This is a genomic window from Myxococcus sp. CA040A, assembly GCF_013336725.1.
GTDB classification, from domain to species: domain Bacteria; phylum Myxococcota; class Myxococcia; order Myxococcales; family Myxococcaceae; genus Myxococcus; species Myxococcus llanfairpwllgwyngyllgogerychwyrndrobwllllantysiliogogogochensis.
On record NZ_JABUMR010000004.1, the window covers coordinates 50,401 to 67,851 of the forward strand.

11 protein-coding genes are annotated in these 17,451 nt (G+C 68.4%); 8 read left to right on the forward strand and 3 right to left on the reverse strand.

Annotated elements, in window-relative coordinates; translation table 11 throughout:
• Nucleotides 1-126: 126 nt before the first annotated feature.
• Nucleotides 127-537: a hypothetical protein gene (locus HUA75_RS17320; protein ID WP_174487064.1), complete on the forward strand. Its 411-nt coding sequence runs from the start codon at nucleotides 127-129 to the stop codon at nucleotides 535-537.
• An 18-nt stretch (nucleotides 538-555) separates the two neighbouring features.
• Here HUA75_RS17320 and HUA75_RS17325 read toward each other — a convergent pair whose 3' ends face one another.
• Complete coding sequence (locus HUA75_RS17325) at nucleotides 556-1,755, reverse strand: cyclic nucleotide-binding domain-containing protein (protein ID WP_141646777.1); 1,200 nt, start codon at nucleotides 1,753-1,755, stop codon at nucleotides 556-558.
• 138 nt (nucleotides 1,756-1,893) lie between these two features.
• Here HUA75_RS17325 and HUA75_RS17330 point away from each other — a divergent pair, with 138 nt between their 5' ends.
• Nucleotides 1,894-2,724, forward strand: a complete 831-nt coding sequence (locus HUA75_RS17330) for a helix-turn-helix domain-containing protein (RefSeq protein ID WP_141646778.1) — start codon at nucleotides 1,894-1,896, stop codon at nucleotides 2,722-2,724.
• Between the two features lie 98 nt (nucleotides 2,725-2,822).
• Nucleotides 2,823-3,632, forward strand: coding sequence for a metal-dependent hydrolase (locus tag HUA75_RS17335; protein ID WP_174487065.1), 810 nt, complete (start codon nucleotides 2,823-2,825; stop codon nucleotides 3,630-3,632).
• Here the strand turns inward: HUA75_RS17335 and HUA75_RS17340 are convergent.
• Nucleotides 3,629-4,360, reverse strand: a complete 732-nt coding sequence (locus HUA75_RS17340; protein ID WP_174487066.1) for a TetR/AcrR family transcriptional regulator — start codon at nucleotides 4,358-4,360, stop codon at nucleotides 3,629-3,631. The genes HUA75_RS17335 and HUA75_RS17340 overlap by 4 nt on opposite strands.
• Before the next feature lie 135 nt (nucleotides 4,361-4,495).
• Between HUA75_RS17340 and HUA75_RS17345 the strand changes: the two genes are divergently transcribed.
• From HUA75_RS17345 to HUA75_RS17360, 4 genes are all read left to right on the forward strand, one after another.
• The gene (locus tag HUA75_RS17345; protein WP_141646781.1) at nucleotides 4,496-5,128 is read left to right on the forward strand and encodes a hypothetical protein; all 633 of its coding nucleotides are present in this window, start codon (nucleotides 4,496-4,498) and stop codon (nucleotides 5,126-5,128) included.
• A 166-nt stretch (nucleotides 5,129-5,294) separates the two neighbouring features.
• A complete protein-coding gene (locus HUA75_RS17350; RefSeq protein ID WP_141646782.1) occupies nucleotides 5,295-6,422 on the forward strand; it encodes an efflux RND transporter periplasmic adaptor subunit in 1,128 nt (375 codons plus the stop codon).
• Nucleotides 6,419-10,072 carry an efflux RND transporter permease subunit gene (locus HUA75_RS17355; RefSeq protein WP_174487067.1) on the forward strand — a complete coding sequence of 1,218 codons (3,654 nt, stop codon included), beginning with the start codon at nucleotides 6,419-6,421 and terminating at the stop codon, nucleotides 10,070-10,072. The genes HUA75_RS17350 and HUA75_RS17355 overlap by 4 nt, the downstream gene beginning before the upstream one ends.
• A 195-nt stretch (nucleotides 10,073-10,267) precedes the next feature.
• Nucleotides 10,268-13,126 (forward strand): PAS domain S-box protein, encoded by a 2,859-nt coding sequence (locus tag HUA75_RS17360; protein WP_371746131.1) that lies wholly within the window; start codon nucleotides 10,268-10,270, stop codon nucleotides 13,124-13,126.
• A 9-nt stretch (nucleotides 13,127-13,135) separates the two neighbouring features.
• Here HUA75_RS17360 and HUA75_RS17365 read toward each other — a convergent pair whose 3' ends face one another.
• The gene (locus HUA75_RS17365) at nucleotides 13,136-15,955 is read right to left on the reverse strand and encodes an aminotransferase class I/II-fold pyridoxal phosphate-dependent enzyme (RefSeq protein ID WP_217446142.1); all 2,820 of its coding nucleotides are present in this window, start codon (nucleotides 15,953-15,955) and stop codon (nucleotides 13,136-13,138) included.
• A gap of 262 nt (nucleotides 15,956-16,217) precedes the next feature.
• Between HUA75_RS17365 and glsA the strand changes: the two genes are divergently transcribed.
• On the forward strand, nucleotides 16,218-17,387 hold the full coding sequence (glsA, locus tag HUA75_RS17370) for a glutaminase A (RefSeq protein WP_174487069.1): 1,170 nt from the start codon (nucleotides 16,218-16,220) through the stop codon (nucleotides 17,385-17,387).
• Nucleotides 17,388-17,451 lie beyond the last annotated feature (64 nt).

Sequence of the window (17,451 nt, forward strand, 5' to 3'; positions counted from 1 at the left end):
GACCCACCCCCTTGGGTGAGGCAGGCCGCCGAGCACGCCACCACCCCCACGCCCGGAAGGAGTCCTCTACACTGGCCTGTTCAAACCACGGCGGGGCCACCGGGCTCCGCGCCGAAAGGACGGCATATGCTTCGCCACGCAGAGCGGCTGGGACTCGTCATGGGATTGGCGACCGCGGTGCTGCTCGCCTGTGCTCCCGCCAGCGCGGAGGGGCCCTCCTCCGACACAAAAAACAAGGATACCCAGGCGAAACCCGCCACCCCCGCGCCCCAGGACTCGGCGGACGGGAAGGCGAAGGAGTCGCCCCCGAAGGACGGGACGCAGAAGGCCGCGGAGGACACGGTGGCGAACGAAGGCGGCGGCCAGTGCACCGGGAAGGCGACCTTCTGCGGTGTGTATTCGAGCGTCTTCTGCAACAGCCAGCCCGGCTGTTCCTACTCGTACGCCTCGAAGATGTGCATGGGCATCGCCATGGACTGCAAGAAGGCCACGAACTCGGCCTTCTGCAAGAAGATCAAGGGCTGCGCCTGGAAGTGACGCCGTGCCGTCGCGACGTCAGGTGCTCAGGGCACGCACCCGCTCCGCGAGGTTCTGGGTGAAGAGGCGGTAGATGCGCAGCGCGGCGGCCTCGTGCGTGTCCAGGTAGTGCTCGAAGGCGACACGGCTGATGCGCAGCGCGCGCACGGCCGTGCGTGCCCGCACGTGGGCGGACACCGGTGCGTCCTGCACCAGCGAAATCTCTCCCAGGTACGCGCCCGGTCCCAGCGAGTTGAGCTGACGGGCGTCCGCCTCCGGACCGCTGAAGACGTCCACCGTCCCCTCCAGGAGCACGATCAACCCGACCCCCGGCTCGCCCTTCTCCAGCACCACCGAGTCCTGCGCGAGCACGACCTGCCGCGCCTGACGGTAGAGGTCCTTCATGTCCTCCAGGGTCAGCTCGCTGAAAATGGGAATGGCCTTGAGGAAGCGATAGCCGTTGGCCACCGGCGTGGCGCTGGTCGCGTTGCGTCGGCCGAGCACGGCTTCCGCCTCCGCGTTCATCCCCATGCGCCGCAGCAGCCGTGCCCGCTCGGTCACCATGGCGGGCTCCGAGCGCGCCACTTCGGAGCTGGCCAACGCGTCCACCAGCACGGCGAGCGCCTGGTGCGTGAAGCCCTCCACGTCCAGCAGCCGGCACATGCGCAGCACCGCTTCGATGTAGCGAGGGTCCTCGGGCGTCACGCCGCCCAGGGCCTCCACCTCCGCGTGCGGCTGGCCCAGCTCACGGTAGAGGTCCGCCGCGTCGAAGAGCCGCTTGAGCCGGACCAGGCACTGCGCCATGGACTCCCGCGCCCCCAGGCCGCGATAGACCTCCAGCGCGCGCTCCAGGGCTCCGCCCCGCTCGAAGGCCGCGGCGGCTCGCTCGGAGTCTCCCGCGCGCAGCCACGCCTCCGCCGCTTCCATGTACTGACCACTCTGGACGTAGAGGTCCGCGGCCGCGGCGTCGTCGCCGCTGCCATCCATCAATCGCGCGGCACCCAGGAAGTCGCGCGCGCGGCGCAGCACCTCCACCAGGCCTCGCCGCTCCTTGGCCGGCCCTTGCGCCGCCTGCTTTCGGAGTCGCTCGCGCTGCGAGGCCCCCAGCTCCTCGTAGAGCTGTGCCGCCTCTTCCGTCTCGTCCAGCTCCACGAGCGACCGCACCGCGCGCAACGCGCCCTCCGCATCCGTCCCCATGCGTGCGCCCCCCACGCTCTGACCGCCTGTGGCTCCTGGCATGTCTCCATCCTCCGGCCCGGTAGGCCGCCAGAAAAGGCCCGGTTCAGCGCTTTTAGCGCGCCCCCCCGACTGTCACGACGCCCCTTACCTCGTGAAGCACCCTAAACGTGAGATAGAAAGCATCAAGGACGAAACACCATGCCACACGCGCGCCCCGCCACCGTCATCACCTGGCGCCCTCTCTCGGTTCCCGAGGTGCAAGTCGTCCGAGTGGAGAATGACACCCGCCTGTGGACGGGACATTCCACGGCCTACGGCCTCACTGTGACGTACGCGGGTGCCTTCGACTTCTGGTACCGCAAGCGCACCTGGACACATGGCCCCGGACGTCGGATCAAGCTCAAGGAGCCGGGCGAGGTTCACCGCGACGAGCGAGTCCACGCGCCTGTCACCGCGCAGTCCGTCGCCTTCTCGCCGGCGCTGGTGCGACAGGCCTCGCTCCAATTGGGTTTCGCGGCGACGCCCCATCTGCGCACCGCGCTGTCCCAGGGCGAGGGCCGCACGGAACTCACGGCCCTCGCGCTCCATGACGCACTGGCCCGGAGGACGCAGGACACACTGGAGTGCGAATCATTGGTGGCGGAGACACTCGAGGCCCTGCTCACCGAGTACGGAGAGACGAAGCCCCCGGCCTCCCCTGCCCCACACCGCGCCGCGGTGTCACGCGCCCGCGAGTACCTGCACGCGAGCTTCACCCTGAACGTGGAGTTGGAGACGCTCGCGTCCGCGGTGGGACTCAACAAGTTCCATCTGCTGCGTGTGTTCCGCTCAGAGCTGGGACTTCCACCGCACGAGTACGTCACGCATCTGCGCGTGGCCCGGGCGAGGACACTGCTCGCACAAGGACTCGCCGCGGGCACCGTCGCCGCGGAGGTCGGGCTCTATGACCAGAGCCAGCTCAACCGCCACTTCGGACGCATCGTCGGGATGACTCCGGGCCAGTACGCGCGCGCGATTCAACGTCAATAACGCCCAAGCCCCGCACGCCGTCCCCCTTCTATTCCTCGGTGCACCCCATGACGGCTCGCGCCTCCACGGTCGCGAGCCCGTTCGACCGAGGAGTGTCGATGAGCCGCCCCCACCCCTTCATGCCGTGCTTGCTGCTCTCGCTGACGCTCGCGATGCCCGCCTTCGCCGCGTCGGCGCCCCGGCCCACGTCCACCGCGAGCGCCACCCTCGAACCCTCCAGCGGACTTCGCGTGACGTGGCTCGGCCACGCCGCGTTCGAGGTCATCTCGCCCGGAGGCACGCGCCTGCTCATCGACCCCTGGTTGACGGACAACCCGAGCACCCCCACCGAGTGGAAGTCACTCACCCGCTACGCCGAGGAGAAACCCGCAGCCATTCTCGTGACGCACGCACATGGTGACCACGCCGGTGATGTCCCCGAGCTGGCCCGCGTGACAGGTGCCCTCGTGGTCACCACGGGTGAGCACCTGCGCGCGATGAAGATTCCCGAGGCGCAGCAGCACAGCGTCAACGTGGGCGGTGGCTTCACAATCGGCGACGTCCAGGTCCATGCCGTTCCCGCCATGCACTCGACAGAGCCCGGGGGCAGGCCACTGGGCTACGTGCTCACCTTCGCGGACGGGCGCTCGCTCTACCACACGGGAGACACCTGGCTCTTCGGCGACATGTCGCTCATCCAGGAGCTCTTCCATCCGGACATCGTGCTGCTCGCCGCCGGTGGTGGACGCTGGGCGCTGGGGCCGAGCACCGCGGCGCTCGCCATCCGGAAGTACTTCCGCCCCTCTCTCATCATCCCCATGCACTACGGCACCTTCGAGCCCCTCTCCACCGAGGCCGACGTACGCACCGCGTTTCGCGGAGACCGACGCGTGAGGTTCCTCACGCCAGGACAACGCACCGCCCTCTAGCGAGGCGGCCGAGGCACCCGACGACGGCGAGCCGGAGTCTTCCCTCGCCGTGCCTGCCCCTTGGTCCCTCGCCGCGCGGGCTTCGCGCTCCCGGGTCCATCCACGCTCGACAGCACCATGCGCTTCAAGAGCGCGTAGATGGGCGCCGCGTCGAACTTCGGATCCAACAGCGCCTGGAGCGCGAGCGCATCAAAGCAGGCCTTGATGATGACCGCGTAGTGCAGGTCGGTGGGCTCCGGCTTCGCCGCGTCCCCACCCCGGTACAGGGCCACCGTCCGCGCCACCTCCATGTCGCCCTGGGCCTGGAGCTCGGCGACGGCGGAGGTCAGCTCCGGATTGCGCAGCCCCAACGCGAACAGCTCATAGCGCAGGCGGAACTGTGCGGGTGACTCGCGCAGGTGACTCTCTCCCCACGCGAAGCTCGTGTCCGCCAGTTGCTCCAGCGGCGTCTCCTCCCGCAACTGGCGCAGCTCCTCCGCGTACTGCTGACTGTGCTCGCGTGTGACGGCCAGCAGCAGCGCGTCCTTGCTGCCGAAGTAGTAGTGCACCAGCCCCTGGTTCACCCCCGCCACGCGCGCCACCTCCTTCACCGTCGTCGCGTCGTAGCCACGCTCCGCGAGCACGCGTGAGCTCGCGGCGATGAGGCGCTCCCGCGCATCCGGCACGCCCGGGGCCGCCGGCTCCGGGGGAGGACTGGACGGTGTCTTTGCGCTGCGTGGACGGGCCATCTGTCCCCCATAGGACGCCACACACCTACCCGCAAGGGTGCCCCACCCCGGCTGCCCGGTCGCCTTGACATCCCTCGAGCCCGGTTTTAGTTAGTCGTGTAACTAATTTAGTCGAATGACTAAGAGGAGAGCACGATGCGAATCCAGTCACGAGGAGCCCTGAAGGCGGTCCTGGCGTCGGTGGCATTGCTGGGGGCGCCCGCCCTGGCCGATGACGCCGGGGAGCGGATTCCTCCGCAGGAGCGGGAGCGGCGAGGGGCGGTGCTGCTGGAGTTCCAGCCGCCCGCCCTGGACGCGTCCATGTACGGCATCCGGCTGGACATCTCGCCGTCGTTCGACGGGCCCTTCTCCTTCGGCCTGATGACGCGCGCGGGCCAGTGGGGCAACACGGTGGGCGTGAGGACGCGCTTCGACGGGGCGGAGCTGGGCGAGGTGAAGCTCAACTACGCGGTGGGCGCGGACGCGCGCTACACGGTGTTGACGCTCGCGAATGGGGCGCTGCGTCCGTTCGTGGGCGTGACCGCGGGCTTCGAGGAGTTCGTGGCCCGCTCCGGCAAGGGCCCGTCGCAGGGCGCCAGCACCACGGCGTTCCTGGAGCCGGCGGTGGGCGTCATGTGGCGGCCGGGGGCCGGGCGGCTCGGACTGACGGCGCGCGGCGGGCCTGGGTTCACCTTCACGGACACTCGCGCCCTTCGCGTCACCGCCGGTGAGTTGAAGCTGCGGCAGGTCTACCCGACAGCTTCACTCGGGCTGCTCGTCGTCCTCTGAGCATCCCCGCGCTCTTCCCTGTCGAGCGCGTGACACGCAACGCCCACCACCCCGTACCCACACCCGAGACGCCGCTTCAGCGTGGTGAGCTTTCCCACGAGATGGCCCCGGTCCTCCGGGGCTGTCCTTCACGCAACACGCTTGCCGCATCGCAGGAGCCCGCACCATGAGGATGTCGTTCCAGGCCTTCACTCTCCTCGGGTGGGCCTTGCTCGGGCTCGCCTGCGGACGAAGTCAGCCTCCGCCCGCACCTCCCACCGCGGTGCGCATCGCCACCGTGGGCCGCGCCGGGACGACGGCGAACGCGCGCTTCTCCGCGGAGATTCAGCCGGCTACCCGAGTGGACCTGGCCTTCAAGGTCGGTGGCTACGTGGAGTCCATCGCCAAGGTGCGCGATGTCGACGGCCGCCCCCGCCTCCTCCAGGAAGGCGACAACGTCCGCGAGGGCACGGAGCTGGCGGCGCTGCGCAAGACGGACTACTCGCAGAAGCTCACCGAAGCCCGCGCGGCCCTCGCCCAGGCCCGTGCCGCCCAGGAACAGGCGCAGATCAACTTCGACCGCACGACGAAGCTCGTCGACGCCGAAGTGCAGACACCCGCGCAGCTCGACGCCGCACGCACCCAGCGAGACAGCGCCGCGGCGGCCGCCGCCGTCGCCCAGGCTCGCGTGGACGAAGCCCGCACGGCGCTCGACGACACCCAGCTGCGCTCGCCGTTGACGGGCGTGGTGCTCAAGCGCGCCGTGGAGGTCGGCGCCCTGGCCGCGCCCGGCACCGTCGCCTTCTCCGTCGCGGAGACGCAGACCGTCCGCGTCGTGTTCGGCGTCCCGGACACCCTGCTGCCCAATGTCCGACTCGGTGCGCCCCAGGCCGTCATCACCCAGGCCTTCCCCGGCCAGCAGTTCGAGGGACGCATCTCCCGCATCGCCCCCTCCGCCGACCCGAAGAGTCGCGTCTTCGCCGTGGAGGTCTCCATCCCCAACGCCGACCAGCGACTCAAGCCCGGCATGGTGGCCGCGCTGTCGCTGCGCGATGGAGGCTCCGCCCGACTCCAGCCCGAGCTGCTCGTGCCGCTGTCCTCCATCGTCCGCGCGCCCGGCAAGCCGGACGGCTTCGCCGTGTTCATCCTCCAGGAGCAGGACGGCAAGGCCCTGGTACGAGCCCGCGAGGTGACGCTCGGCGAATACCTGGGCAACGTCATCCCCGTGAAGCAAGGGCTCCAGGCCGGTGAGCGCATCGTCGTCACCGGCGCCAGCCTCCTGTCGGACGGTGAAGCGGTCGAGGTGATTCCTTGAGCGCCCCCACCGACGGGCCCGGGACACCTCCAACGCCGGAGCAGGCGGAGCGGGCTCGCGACGAAGCGCTGGTGCGCCACAAGCACAACACCGCGCGCTACTTCACGGAGAAACGCCAGGTGGCCTGGGTGTTCCTCGCCTTCACCCTGGCGTGGGGTGTCTACGGCTACTTCAAGATGCCCAAGGCGAAGGACCCCGTCATCGCCGTGCGCGTCGCGGTGGCCACCTGCCTGTGGCCCGGCGCCGAGGCGGAGAAGATCGAGCAGCTCGTCACCCGCCGCATCGAACAGAAGATCTCCGAGAACGCCAGCGTCGAGAAGATCGAGTCCATCAGCCGCACCAGCCTTTCCGTCGTCTACGTCACGCTGAAGGAGGACGTGACGGACCGGGCCAAGGAGTTCGACGACATCCAGGGACGGCTCGACACGATACGGGACCTGCCTGGTGGCGCCGGCCCCGTGCAGTTCCTGAAGGACTTTGGCGACACCGCCACGCTGATGCTCACGGTGGCCAGTCCGAAGGCGAACGACGTGGAGCTGGAGCTGCGCTCACGCGCCATCGCCCGGGCCATCGAGGAAGTGCGCTCCGCCGCGGCATCCGACGCTCCCCGCGCGACGGTGGTGGTGAGCTTCCCACCCGCCATCAACGCGACGTCCATGCAGCGGCTGGGAGACCAGGCGCGCAGGTTCTTCGACACGCTGCCCGAGACGGATGACGCCCGACTCATCCAGAGTCCCGGCTTCATCGGCGTGGACATGGCCACGTCGCTGGAGGACACGGCGCTGCTGGAACACCTGCGCGCGTTCGCCCAGGACCACTTGAGCCTCTCCGAGCTCCACCCCGACGTGTGGCGCCCCATCGTCGTGCGCTCACCCAAGGACGCACGGGCGCGACTCACGGAGAACGCGGGGGACCGCTACACCCACCGGCAGCTCGACGACTTCACGGACACCCTCCAGCGTCACCTTCAGCGCCTGCCCGTCGTCTCCAAGGTCACCCGCAGCGGCGTGCTGCCGGAGAAAATCTATCTCGAGTACTCCCAGGAGCGGCTCGCCTCCTATGGCGTCAACCAGTCCGGGCTCGCCAACATCATCTCCGCGCGCAACATCACCGCGCCCGGCGGCATCCTGGAGATTGGCGGGAAGAGCATCACCATCGACCCGTCCGGCGAGCTCACCAGCGAGACGCAACTGGGTGACATCCTCACCACCCCCAGCGGCGGCTCCCCGGTGTACCTGCGCGACCTGGTGGACGTGCGCCGCGACTACCAGAGCCCGCCCCGCTTCCTGAACTACCTGGATGCGCGAGACGCCCAGGGACACTTCGTTCGCAACCGCGCCATCACCCTCGCCGTCAACATGAGGCCCGGCGAGCAGATCGACCACTTCGGCAAGGTGGTGAGCGAGGAACTGACACACGTCCAGCGACTCCTGCCCGAGGACCTCGTCATCCGTCGCACGTCGGACCAGCCGCTCCAGGTGAAGGAGAACGTCGACCTGTTCATGTCGTCGCTCTACGAGGCCATCATCCTCGTCGTCCTCGTGGCGCTCATCGGCTTCTGGGAGTGGCGCACCGCGCTCTTGCTGGCCCTGTCCATCCCCATCACCCTGGCGATGACCTTCGGGCTGATGCACGTGTTCGGCGTGGACCTCCAGCAGATCTCCATCGCGTCGCTCATCATCGCCCTGGGCCTGCTGGTGGATGACCCCGTGGTCGCCAGCGACGCCATCAAACGCTCCCTGTCCATGGGCTGGAAGCCGCGCATCGCCGCATGGCTCGGGCCCACGAAACTGGCCACCGCCATCCTCTTCGCCACCCTCACCAACATCGCCGCCTACCTGCCCTTCCTCGCGCTGCCCGGGGACACGGGCCGCTTCATCCGCACGCTGCCCATCGTCCTCACCCTGTCCCTGGTCGCCTCGCGCATCGTCTCCATGACGTTCATCCCGCTGCTGGGCTCCACCATCCTGCGCGCGCCCACCCACGCGGAGCTGGCGCCCGGGCAGCGGAGCACGCGGGGCTTCACGATGCGCTACCAGCAGGTCGTCGGCTGGGCCATCGACCACCGCCTCCTCGTCGTCGGCGTGGCCCTGGTCATCCTCATCGCGGGCGCGCTGGTGGGCACCCGCGTCAGGTCCGCCTTCTTCCCCAAGGACCTGTCCTATCTGTCCTACGTGGACGTCTGGCTGCCCGAGGACGCCACGCTCACCGCCACGCGAGACACGGCCCGCGAAGCCACGCGCATCCTCCAGGAGGTGGCCGAGGACTACGGCAAGGCCCACGCGAAGGGCGACGACCCGCCCCACGAAATCCTCGAGTCGGTGACGGAGTTCATCGGCGGCGGAGGGCCGCGCTTCTGGTTCTCCGTGGCGCCCGAGCTGCAACAGTTCAACTACGCACAGCTCGTGGTCCAGGTCCGAGACAAGGAAGACACCCGCGTGTTGGTGCCACTGTTCCAGGAGGCGCTGTCACGGCGAATCGCCGGCGCGCGCATCGACGTGCGGGAGCTGGAGACCGGCAAGCCCGTGGGCATCCCCGTGTCCATCCGCATCTCCGGCGAGGACATCTCCCTGCTCCGGGATATCGCCGAGCGCGCCAAGGCCCTCTTCCGCTCCGTCCCCGGGACGGCTCGCACCCGGGATGACTGGGGCAGTGACACGTTCTCCGTGAAGCTGGAGGTGGACCCGGACAGGGCAAACCTCGCGGGCGTCACCAACCTGGACGTGGCCACGTCCTCCGCCGTCGCCATGAATGGCATGACGGTGGGACAGCTTCGCGAGGGGATTCATCAAATCGACATCGTCGCCCGGCTCCGCGCGGAGGAGCGCGCCCAGCTGGGCGATATCGAGAACCTCTACGTCAGCTCCCGCACGGGGCCTCAAAAAGTCCCGCTGCGGCAGGTCTCCGTCGTCACCTACTCGCTCCAGACGGAGAAGATCCGCCGCCGCAACCAGTTCCGCACCATCACCGTCTCCACCTTTCCCCAACAGGGCGTCCTCGCGTCGGAAATCCTGAAGGAAGCGCGCCCCGGGCTCGATGCACTCCAGAAGAGCCTGCCCATCGGCTACACGATGGAGATTGGCGGCGAGGCGGAGGAACAGAAGAAGAGCTTCTCCAGCATGGTCGTCGTGCTGGGCATGCTCATCGTCGCCATCTACGTGATGCTCGTCATCCAGTTCAAGAACGCCGTCAAACCGCTGGTCGTCTTCGCGGCCCTGCCCTTCGGCGCGGCGGCGGCGCTGGTGTCCCTGGTCATCATGGGCGCGCCGTTCAGCTTCATGGCCTTCCTGGGCATCATCAGCCTGATGGGCGTCATCGTCAGTCACATCATCGTCCTCTTCGACTACATCGAAGAGGCTCACGAGCGCGGAGAGTCCCTGCGCGAGTCACTGCTCGACGCGGGAGTGCACCGCCTGCGGCCCGTGCTGGTGACGGTGGCCGCCACCGTGCTGGGCCTCATCCCACTCGCCTTGCATGGCGGCCCGCTGTGGCAACCGCTGTGCTACGCGCAGATTGGCGGGCTCACCGTGGCCACGGTGTTGACGTTGCTGCTCGTCCCCGTCCTCTACACCCTCTTCGTGAGGGACCTGCGCTGGATTCGCTGGGAGGCCCACTCCCACGAGGAACCGCCCGAGGCGGGCACTCGATGAGGCGGGCGGTGGATTGACCGGGGCCCCGCCCTGGTCCTCACGCCGGGGCATCTCCAGGTTTCTGGATGGAAGTTTCATCCCGGGTGCGGTGAGTGAACTCCACGCTCGCACCCTTTGAACGGACCTCGCGACGGAACCCACCGCGGCCCCATGACGGCAGCGCGCCCCAGTAACTCTCCGCACCCAATTGAAAGGGTGCTCGACTGGCTGGTCCCCGCCGTGTGCCTGATGGCCGTCCTGGTGACGACCACGGCGCTGGTCGGCTGGGCCCTCGCCAGCGAGCGGCTTACCCGCGTGGTGACCCTGCCGGGTGCCGGGATGATGATGCCGAACACGGCCCTGGGCCTGCTCCTCGTGGGCATGGCGCTCTGGCTGCTGCACGACAAGCCGACGAACCGCCTCAGACGGACGACCGGACAGGCCATGGCCCTGTTCGTCCTCCTGCTCGGAGGGCTCGTGCTCGTCCAGTACGTGGCACGAACGGACCTGGGCATTGACCGCCTCCTCTTCGCGAACACGCTGCGCAGGTTGTCACCGAGCCCGCCGGGTCGCCCCTCTCCCCTGACGGCGCTGAGCCTCTGTTTGATGGGCGGTGCCCTGCTGCTGCTTCACGTCAGGACACGAGAAGGCTGGCATCCCGCCCGGCCCCTGGCGCTGCTCGTCGTGCTCATCGCCGCGCAGGCGCTCATCAGCTACGTGTACCTAGAGGATGCTCCGCTCACGCTCCTGCCCGGGCTCGACAGGCTCGGGAGCTATTCACCCATGGCGTTGCACACGGCGCTCCTGTTCCTGATGCTGGCGCTCGGCGTGCTCTCCGTGCATCCCCGGCAGGGGCTGATGGGCGTGCTGCTCCGGGATGACGCGGGCGGCCTCATGGCGCGCAGGTTGCTGCCAGCGACCATCCTCATTCCGCTGATCGTCTGGGGGCTGCGGCTGTTCAGCGAGCGGCTGGGGCTTCACTCCGCCCCCTTCGGAACCTCCGTGTTCGCGCTCGTCACGGTGGCCACGTTCCTGGCCATCCTGGCGCGCAACGCGAAGGCCCTGTCCCTGTTGGATGCGAGCCAGCGCGGGGTGGAGAAGTCGCTGCGCGACTCGGAGTCGCGCTTCTCCGGCATCGTCAACAACGCGGCCGACGCCATCATCACCATCGACGCGCGCCAGCGAATCACCCTCTTCAATACCGGCGCGGAGCGAATCTTCGGCTACAGCGTGAGCGACGCGCTGGGACAGCCCATGGGGTTGCTGTTGCAAGAGCCGCTGGGAGACAGCGTGAGTCCGCGCGAGGAGCGCCGTCGACTCCTCGGGCTTCGCAAGGGGGGCGAGGTGTTCCCGGCGGAAGCCACCCTGGCAGACGTGTGGGTGGATGGAACGAAGCAGCGCGTCGTCATCCTCCGGGACATCAGTGCTCGCGAGCGGGCCGAGGAGGCCCGTCGGAATCGAGAGGAGCTCTTTCGCGCCGCGTTCGAGCACGCGCCCATCGGCATGTGCCTGGTCAGTCTGGAGGGACGATTGCTGAACGTGAACGAGGCGCTGTGCCAGATCCTTGGATATTCGCGCGAGGAACTGCTCCAGATGACGTTCCACGACCTCACCTTTCCCGAAGACCTGGAGCAGGACCTGCTCGTGGTGAAGCGGTTGCTCGACGGGGAACAGGGGTCGTACCAGTTGGAGAAGCGCTATCTCCACAAGCAGGGGCACCTGGTCGACGCGCTGCTGACGGCCTCCCTCGTTCAGGACTCCCGGGGCAGGCCGCTGCACTTCATCTCGCAGGTCCTGGACATCTCCGAGCGAAAGCGACTGGAGAGCGACTGGCTCCTGCTCGCGGAGGCCGGGCCTCGGCTCGCCAGTTCCCTGGACCCCCAGACGACGCTCTCCACGGTGTCGCGGCTGGTCGTCCCGACGCTCGCGGACTTCTGCCTCGTCGCGTTGCTCGACGAGGGTGGACGGGTATTGCGCAGGCAATCCCTTGCCGCCTCGCCGGAGAAGTCCGGACTCCTGGAGGCGATGTTCGACCTGTATCCACAGACGCCCTTCCGGCGAGGCCACCTCCTGGCGGAGGTCTTCAAGTCAGGCAAGGCCCTGCTGCTCGAGGAAGTGCCCCTGGCGTTGCTGGAGGCGTCGGCGGAGGAGCCCCAGCACCTGGACATGTTGCGGAGACTCGCGCCCCAGTCCTGCATCGTCGTGCCCTTGAGCGCGCGAGGACACACGCTCGGGGTGGTCGCCCTGGGCACGTCCGAGTCCGGGCGGCGTTATGGCGCAAGAGACCTGGCGCTGGTCGAGGAGGTGGCCCGCCGCGCTGCGCTCGCCATCGACAACGCCAGCCTGCATGCCCAGTCCGAGGAGGCCACGCTCCTGCGCGACGAGGTGCTGCGAATCGTGGCGCACGACCTGCGCTCTCCGCTGAATGTCATCGCGCTGAGCGCGGGGACGCTGATGAAGCGCTCGCCGGAGGAGCGGCTCGCGGACTCCCGGCCGCTGAACTCCATCCAGAAGGCGGTCATCCGCGCCACCACGCTCATCGAGGACCTGCTGGACGTGGCGCGGATGCAAGGCGGACAGCTCACGGTGGACCGCCGGCCGGAGTCGACGGTGGCGATGCTCCAGGAGGCGCTGGATCAACACCGCGCGCTCGCCGACGCCCGCTCCGTCCACCTCCAGCTCGATGTCGAGCCCCATGTGTCGGACGTGTTCGTCGACAAGGACCGGGTGCTGCAGCTCTTCTCCAACCTGATTGGCAACGCCCTCAAGTTCACGCCGATGGGGGGGGTCGTCACGCTGCGCGCGGAGCCGTGGGGGGACATGGTTCGCTGCTCGGTGAGCGATACAGGTTCCGGGATTCCGGTCGACGACCTGCCCCACCTCTTCGAGCCCTTCTGGCAGGCGAAGAGCCGGCACAAGGAAGGTGCCGGACTGGGGCTCACCATCGTCAGGGGAATCACCGAGGCCCATGGTGGCCGCGTCTGGGTGGAAAGCCAGCCGGGCCTCGGCACCACGTTCTTCTTCTCACTCCCCGCCGTGACGAGGGTGGACTCCTCACTCACGTGGCATGCCTGAGCTGGCGGCTCAGTGCGGCGCGGGCACCGGGCCTTTCCCTGGCGCATGACGCGTGCCTCGGGCCCGTGGCTCTGGAAGCTCGCGCGCGCCTCCGCTCGCCACGCGCTCCAGCGCCGACTCCGTGAAGATGCTCAGGCCCAGCTCCGGCCGGTAGCCGTGGACTTCCTTCACGTCGAGCTTCCGCATGAACTCCACGATGCCTGGACTCACCTCCTGCCCCGGCACCAGGATGGGGAAGCCCGGCGGATACGGCACCACGAAGCGCGTGGACACCAACGGACGCCCCGACTCCAGCGCCGCGCCCGCCTCCGTCAGGGGCACGAACTCGCAGTTCTCCTCGCCGTACGCCAGGAAGAACGCGGCGCGGAGGTCTCCCTCTCCCACGCCCCCTGACGGCTGGAAGGCCGGATGGAAGCCACTGAAGTCCGGCAGTGGCGGCAGCTCCTCGGTGATGGACCGCACCTTCGCGTCGAACAACCGGCGCTCCACCTCCGTCGACTGGGACAACGCCAACTCCAGTCGCTCCACCTCGTGCCGCAGCCCATCCAACAGGAAGGACAGCGAACCCCACGTGACGCCAATCGTCGCGTTCAGCAACACCGTGTTGATGGACGTGTGGTTCACCTGGATGCCCAGCCGGTCCATCAACACCTTGCTCCGGAACTCGAAGCCATTGCGCCCCGTGAGCGCGGTGAAGAGCGTCATGCGCGTGGGGTCCAGCACGAACTCGTCCTGGCTCCACGCCCGCGTCATGTCATCCACCCCCGCCGAGCCCGGGCCCACGTAGCGATTCAACCCCGACTTGCGGAACACCTCCGGCACCACCTGCTCCGCGTCCAAAAGCCGCAGGTAGCGATGCAGCAACGGGTCCTCCCGCAGGCGCTCCCGCGTCCGCATCGCGAGCTGGAACGCCTCCTTCACCATCGCGAAGCCCTCCAGGTTCACCTGCCGCCGCGACAAATCCAACGACGCCACGATTTGATGGTTCGGCGACGTGGTGAGGTGCGTGTAGTACGCCTCCGTGAGCGCCGCCGACGCGCGCCGCTCGAAGTCCTCATCCCAGACATGGAGCATGGAGCCCTGCCGGAAGGCGGACAGCGACTTGTGCGTGGACTGGGTGGCGTACACGCGCACCCGCACCTTGTCCGGGTCCGCCATCAGGCGCTCCTCCATCGCCCGAGCACCCGCCGCGGGGTCCCCATCCCCCCGGCGCGCGCGCCACGCCCGATACTCCTCGCGATAGGAGCGGCTGCGCAGCTTCTCCGCCAGGCGCTTCGCCGCGGCCATCGCCGTGCGCTGACGCGCCAACGGCATGAAGGTGGCGTAGGCGAACCACGCCTCGTCCCAGAGGAAGGACAGGTCCGGCTTGATGGCGAGCAGTTCCTCCATCACCCGCTCCGGGTGATACACGAGCCCGTCGAACGTGCAGTTGGTGAGCACCACCAGCTTCACCTTGTCCAACCGCCCCGCCGACTTCAGCTCCAGCAGCTTCGCCTTCAGCGTGCTCAACGCCACGCCGCCGTACATGGCGTACTCACGCACCGGATACGCATCCAGGTACAAAGGCTGCGCCCCCGCCAGCACCAGCCCGTAGTGATGGGACTTGTGACAATTGCGGTCGATGAGCACCACGTCACCCGGCTGGAGCAACGTCTGGTGGACGATTTTGTTCGCCGTCGACGTGCCGTTGGTGACGAAGAAGGTGCGCTGCGCGCCGAACGTCTGCGCCGCCATCTCCTGCGCTTCCTTGATGGAGCCGGTGGGATCCAGCAGCGAATCCAAGCCGCCCGCCGTGGAGGACGACTCCGCCATGAACAGGTTGGGGCCGTAGAACTCCCCCATGTCTCGCAGCCAGCGCGAGTTGTAGACGGAGTGCCCCCGGGCAATCGGCAGAGCGTGGAAGTTGCCGATGGGCCGCGAGGCATAGTGCTTGAGCGCATCGAAGAACGGCGTGCGGTAGCGCTCGCGCACGCCATCCACCACGGTGACGTTCAGCTCATGCGCGGACTCGTACCGGTAGAAGACGCGATCGAAGAGGCGCTCGGTGTGCAGCTCCCGGCTCACCAGCGACTCGTCGGTGATCAGGTAGATGTTGAGATGCGGGCGCAGCTGGCGCACCCAGCGCGCCACCACGAGGCTCGCCGCTTCACCCCGCCGCTCCGCCTCCGCCAGGATGGGCTCCAGCGTGGAGCGCAGCTGCTTCACCGGCGAGCGTGAGCGCAGGGGCAGGTCCTGCCGGACGACGCAGGCCTGCACGTCGTCATTGACGAGCACCGCCATCAGCGCGTCCTCCACCGAGCGGACCTGGAGCAGTTCGTAGATGAACTGCCGCTCCCCGCGCTGCGCATCCACCATGCCGCGATGGACCCGCGCGAAGTCCTCGGCCTCCATGTCATCCACCACCAGCGTGGTGAAGTAGTGCGAGCCCTCCGGACCCAGCTCCCCCACCGCCCCGGACCGTTCGCCATCCACTTCCGACACCAGGCAGGCGCGGTCCCTGTGACGGCTCAACAACCCCACCAGCCGCCGCACCTCTTCGGCCAGCTCCTCCACGTCATGTCGGCGCGCCATCTCCGCCAGGCGCAGCAGGCGCGCCTCGCCCGGAAACACGAAGAGCCGCTCGATGGGGTGCACCTCCGCGAAGAGCGACAGCAGTTGCTTCACGCGCTCGTCGGAGGACACCTGTCCCTCCGAATACCGCGCCTCCAGCCGGGACATCTCCTCCCGCAAGCGGTTCCAGACGTCCAGTCGGACCTGCTCGGGATTCAAGACCGCGGACAGCAGGTGGGATTGGACTCCGGACTCCAGCGAGGTCATGGGCTCCGCCATGGCGCTCCTTCCTTTTTGTCGACGGGCACCGGCGGAGCGCCGTGCGGCACGACGTCGGACAAGGTAGCCGTCACACGTCCACGGCAAAGCCTGGACGGCGGGGAGGGGCGTTGGCCTCACGCGTGGACGCATGGGCGCGGGGGCTCTCCTGCTCGGGTGCTCTCGAAGTTGCCGCGCGTCCCCCGAGGCCTCACTCCTCAACCACCAAAGCCGGGCGTCATGTGTCCGCTCGTGAGCGCCCTTGTCCTTGGAAGGAGATGACATGAAGCTCGCACTCCGTTGTCGAAGTAGCTGGTTGTTCTGCATGTGCCTCATGGCCCTCGCGGGGCCAGGCATCGCGCTCGCCGAGAGTCCCAAGACGGCCACGAAGCCGTCGGACACCGCCTCCACGGCCGCACGCCCCTCCCAGGGCGACGAGGCGATGCCCACGGAGACGGAGATTCAGCAGGCGCTCCAGAAAGCCCACCAGCAGTTCCGCGGCACCAAGGAAGGCAAGAACGCGGACTACATCCCGTACCTCGCCACGGTGAACCCCAACCTCTTCGGCCTCGCGCTCGTCACCGTGGAGGGCAAGGTCTACACGGTGGGCGATGCCACCTCGCCCTTCCCCATCGAATCCCTCTCCAAGCCCTTCACCCTGGCGCGGTTGATGGACGAGGTGGGCGCCAAGAAGGTCGAAGACAAGATTGGCGTGGATGCCACGGGGCAGCCCTTCAACTCCATCGTCGCCATCGAGATGAACGAGGACCACCGCGCCGGCAATCCGCTGGTCAACGCGGGCGCCATCACCTCCGTGAGCATGATTCCGGCGGCAACGCCCGAAGCCCGCTGGAAGAAGCTCAGCGACAACTTCAACGACTTCGCGGGCGCGGACCTCCCGGTGAACCAGGAGGTCTACAAGTCGGAGACGGAGACCAACACCCGCAACCAGTCCATCTCCGCGCTGCTGGACTCCTACAAGGTGCTTGGCTCCCCCCGGGAGCAGGCGCTCGACCTCTACACGCGGCAGTGCTCCGTCAACGTCACGGCCACGCAGCTCGCCACCATGGGAGCCACGCTGGCCAACGGCGGCACCAATCCCGTCACTGGCAAGAAGGTCGTCAGCCCGGACACGGCGCGCCGCACGCTGGCGCTGATGGCGACCAACGGCCTGTATGAGAGCACCGGCGAGTGGCTCTATCAGGCGGGCGTCCCCGCCAAGAGCGGCGTGGGCGGGGGCATCGTCGCCGTCGTTCCCGGTCGCTATGCCATCGCCGCCTTCTCGCCGCCGCTCGACAAGGCGGGCAACAGCGTGCGCTCGCAGAAGGCCATCAGCCAGGTCGTCAACTCGCTGGGGGACAATCTCTACGCCGCCACGCCCGGAGCGGCCAGCCAGCAGGGCACCGGCGGTGCGGGGCGCGACGAGCCCAAGAAGACGCGTCCCTCGCCGTAGCCACGCTCCCAGGTCCACACGCAAGGGCCTCTCCCGCCGGATGGGAGGGGCCCTTCGCGTCCGA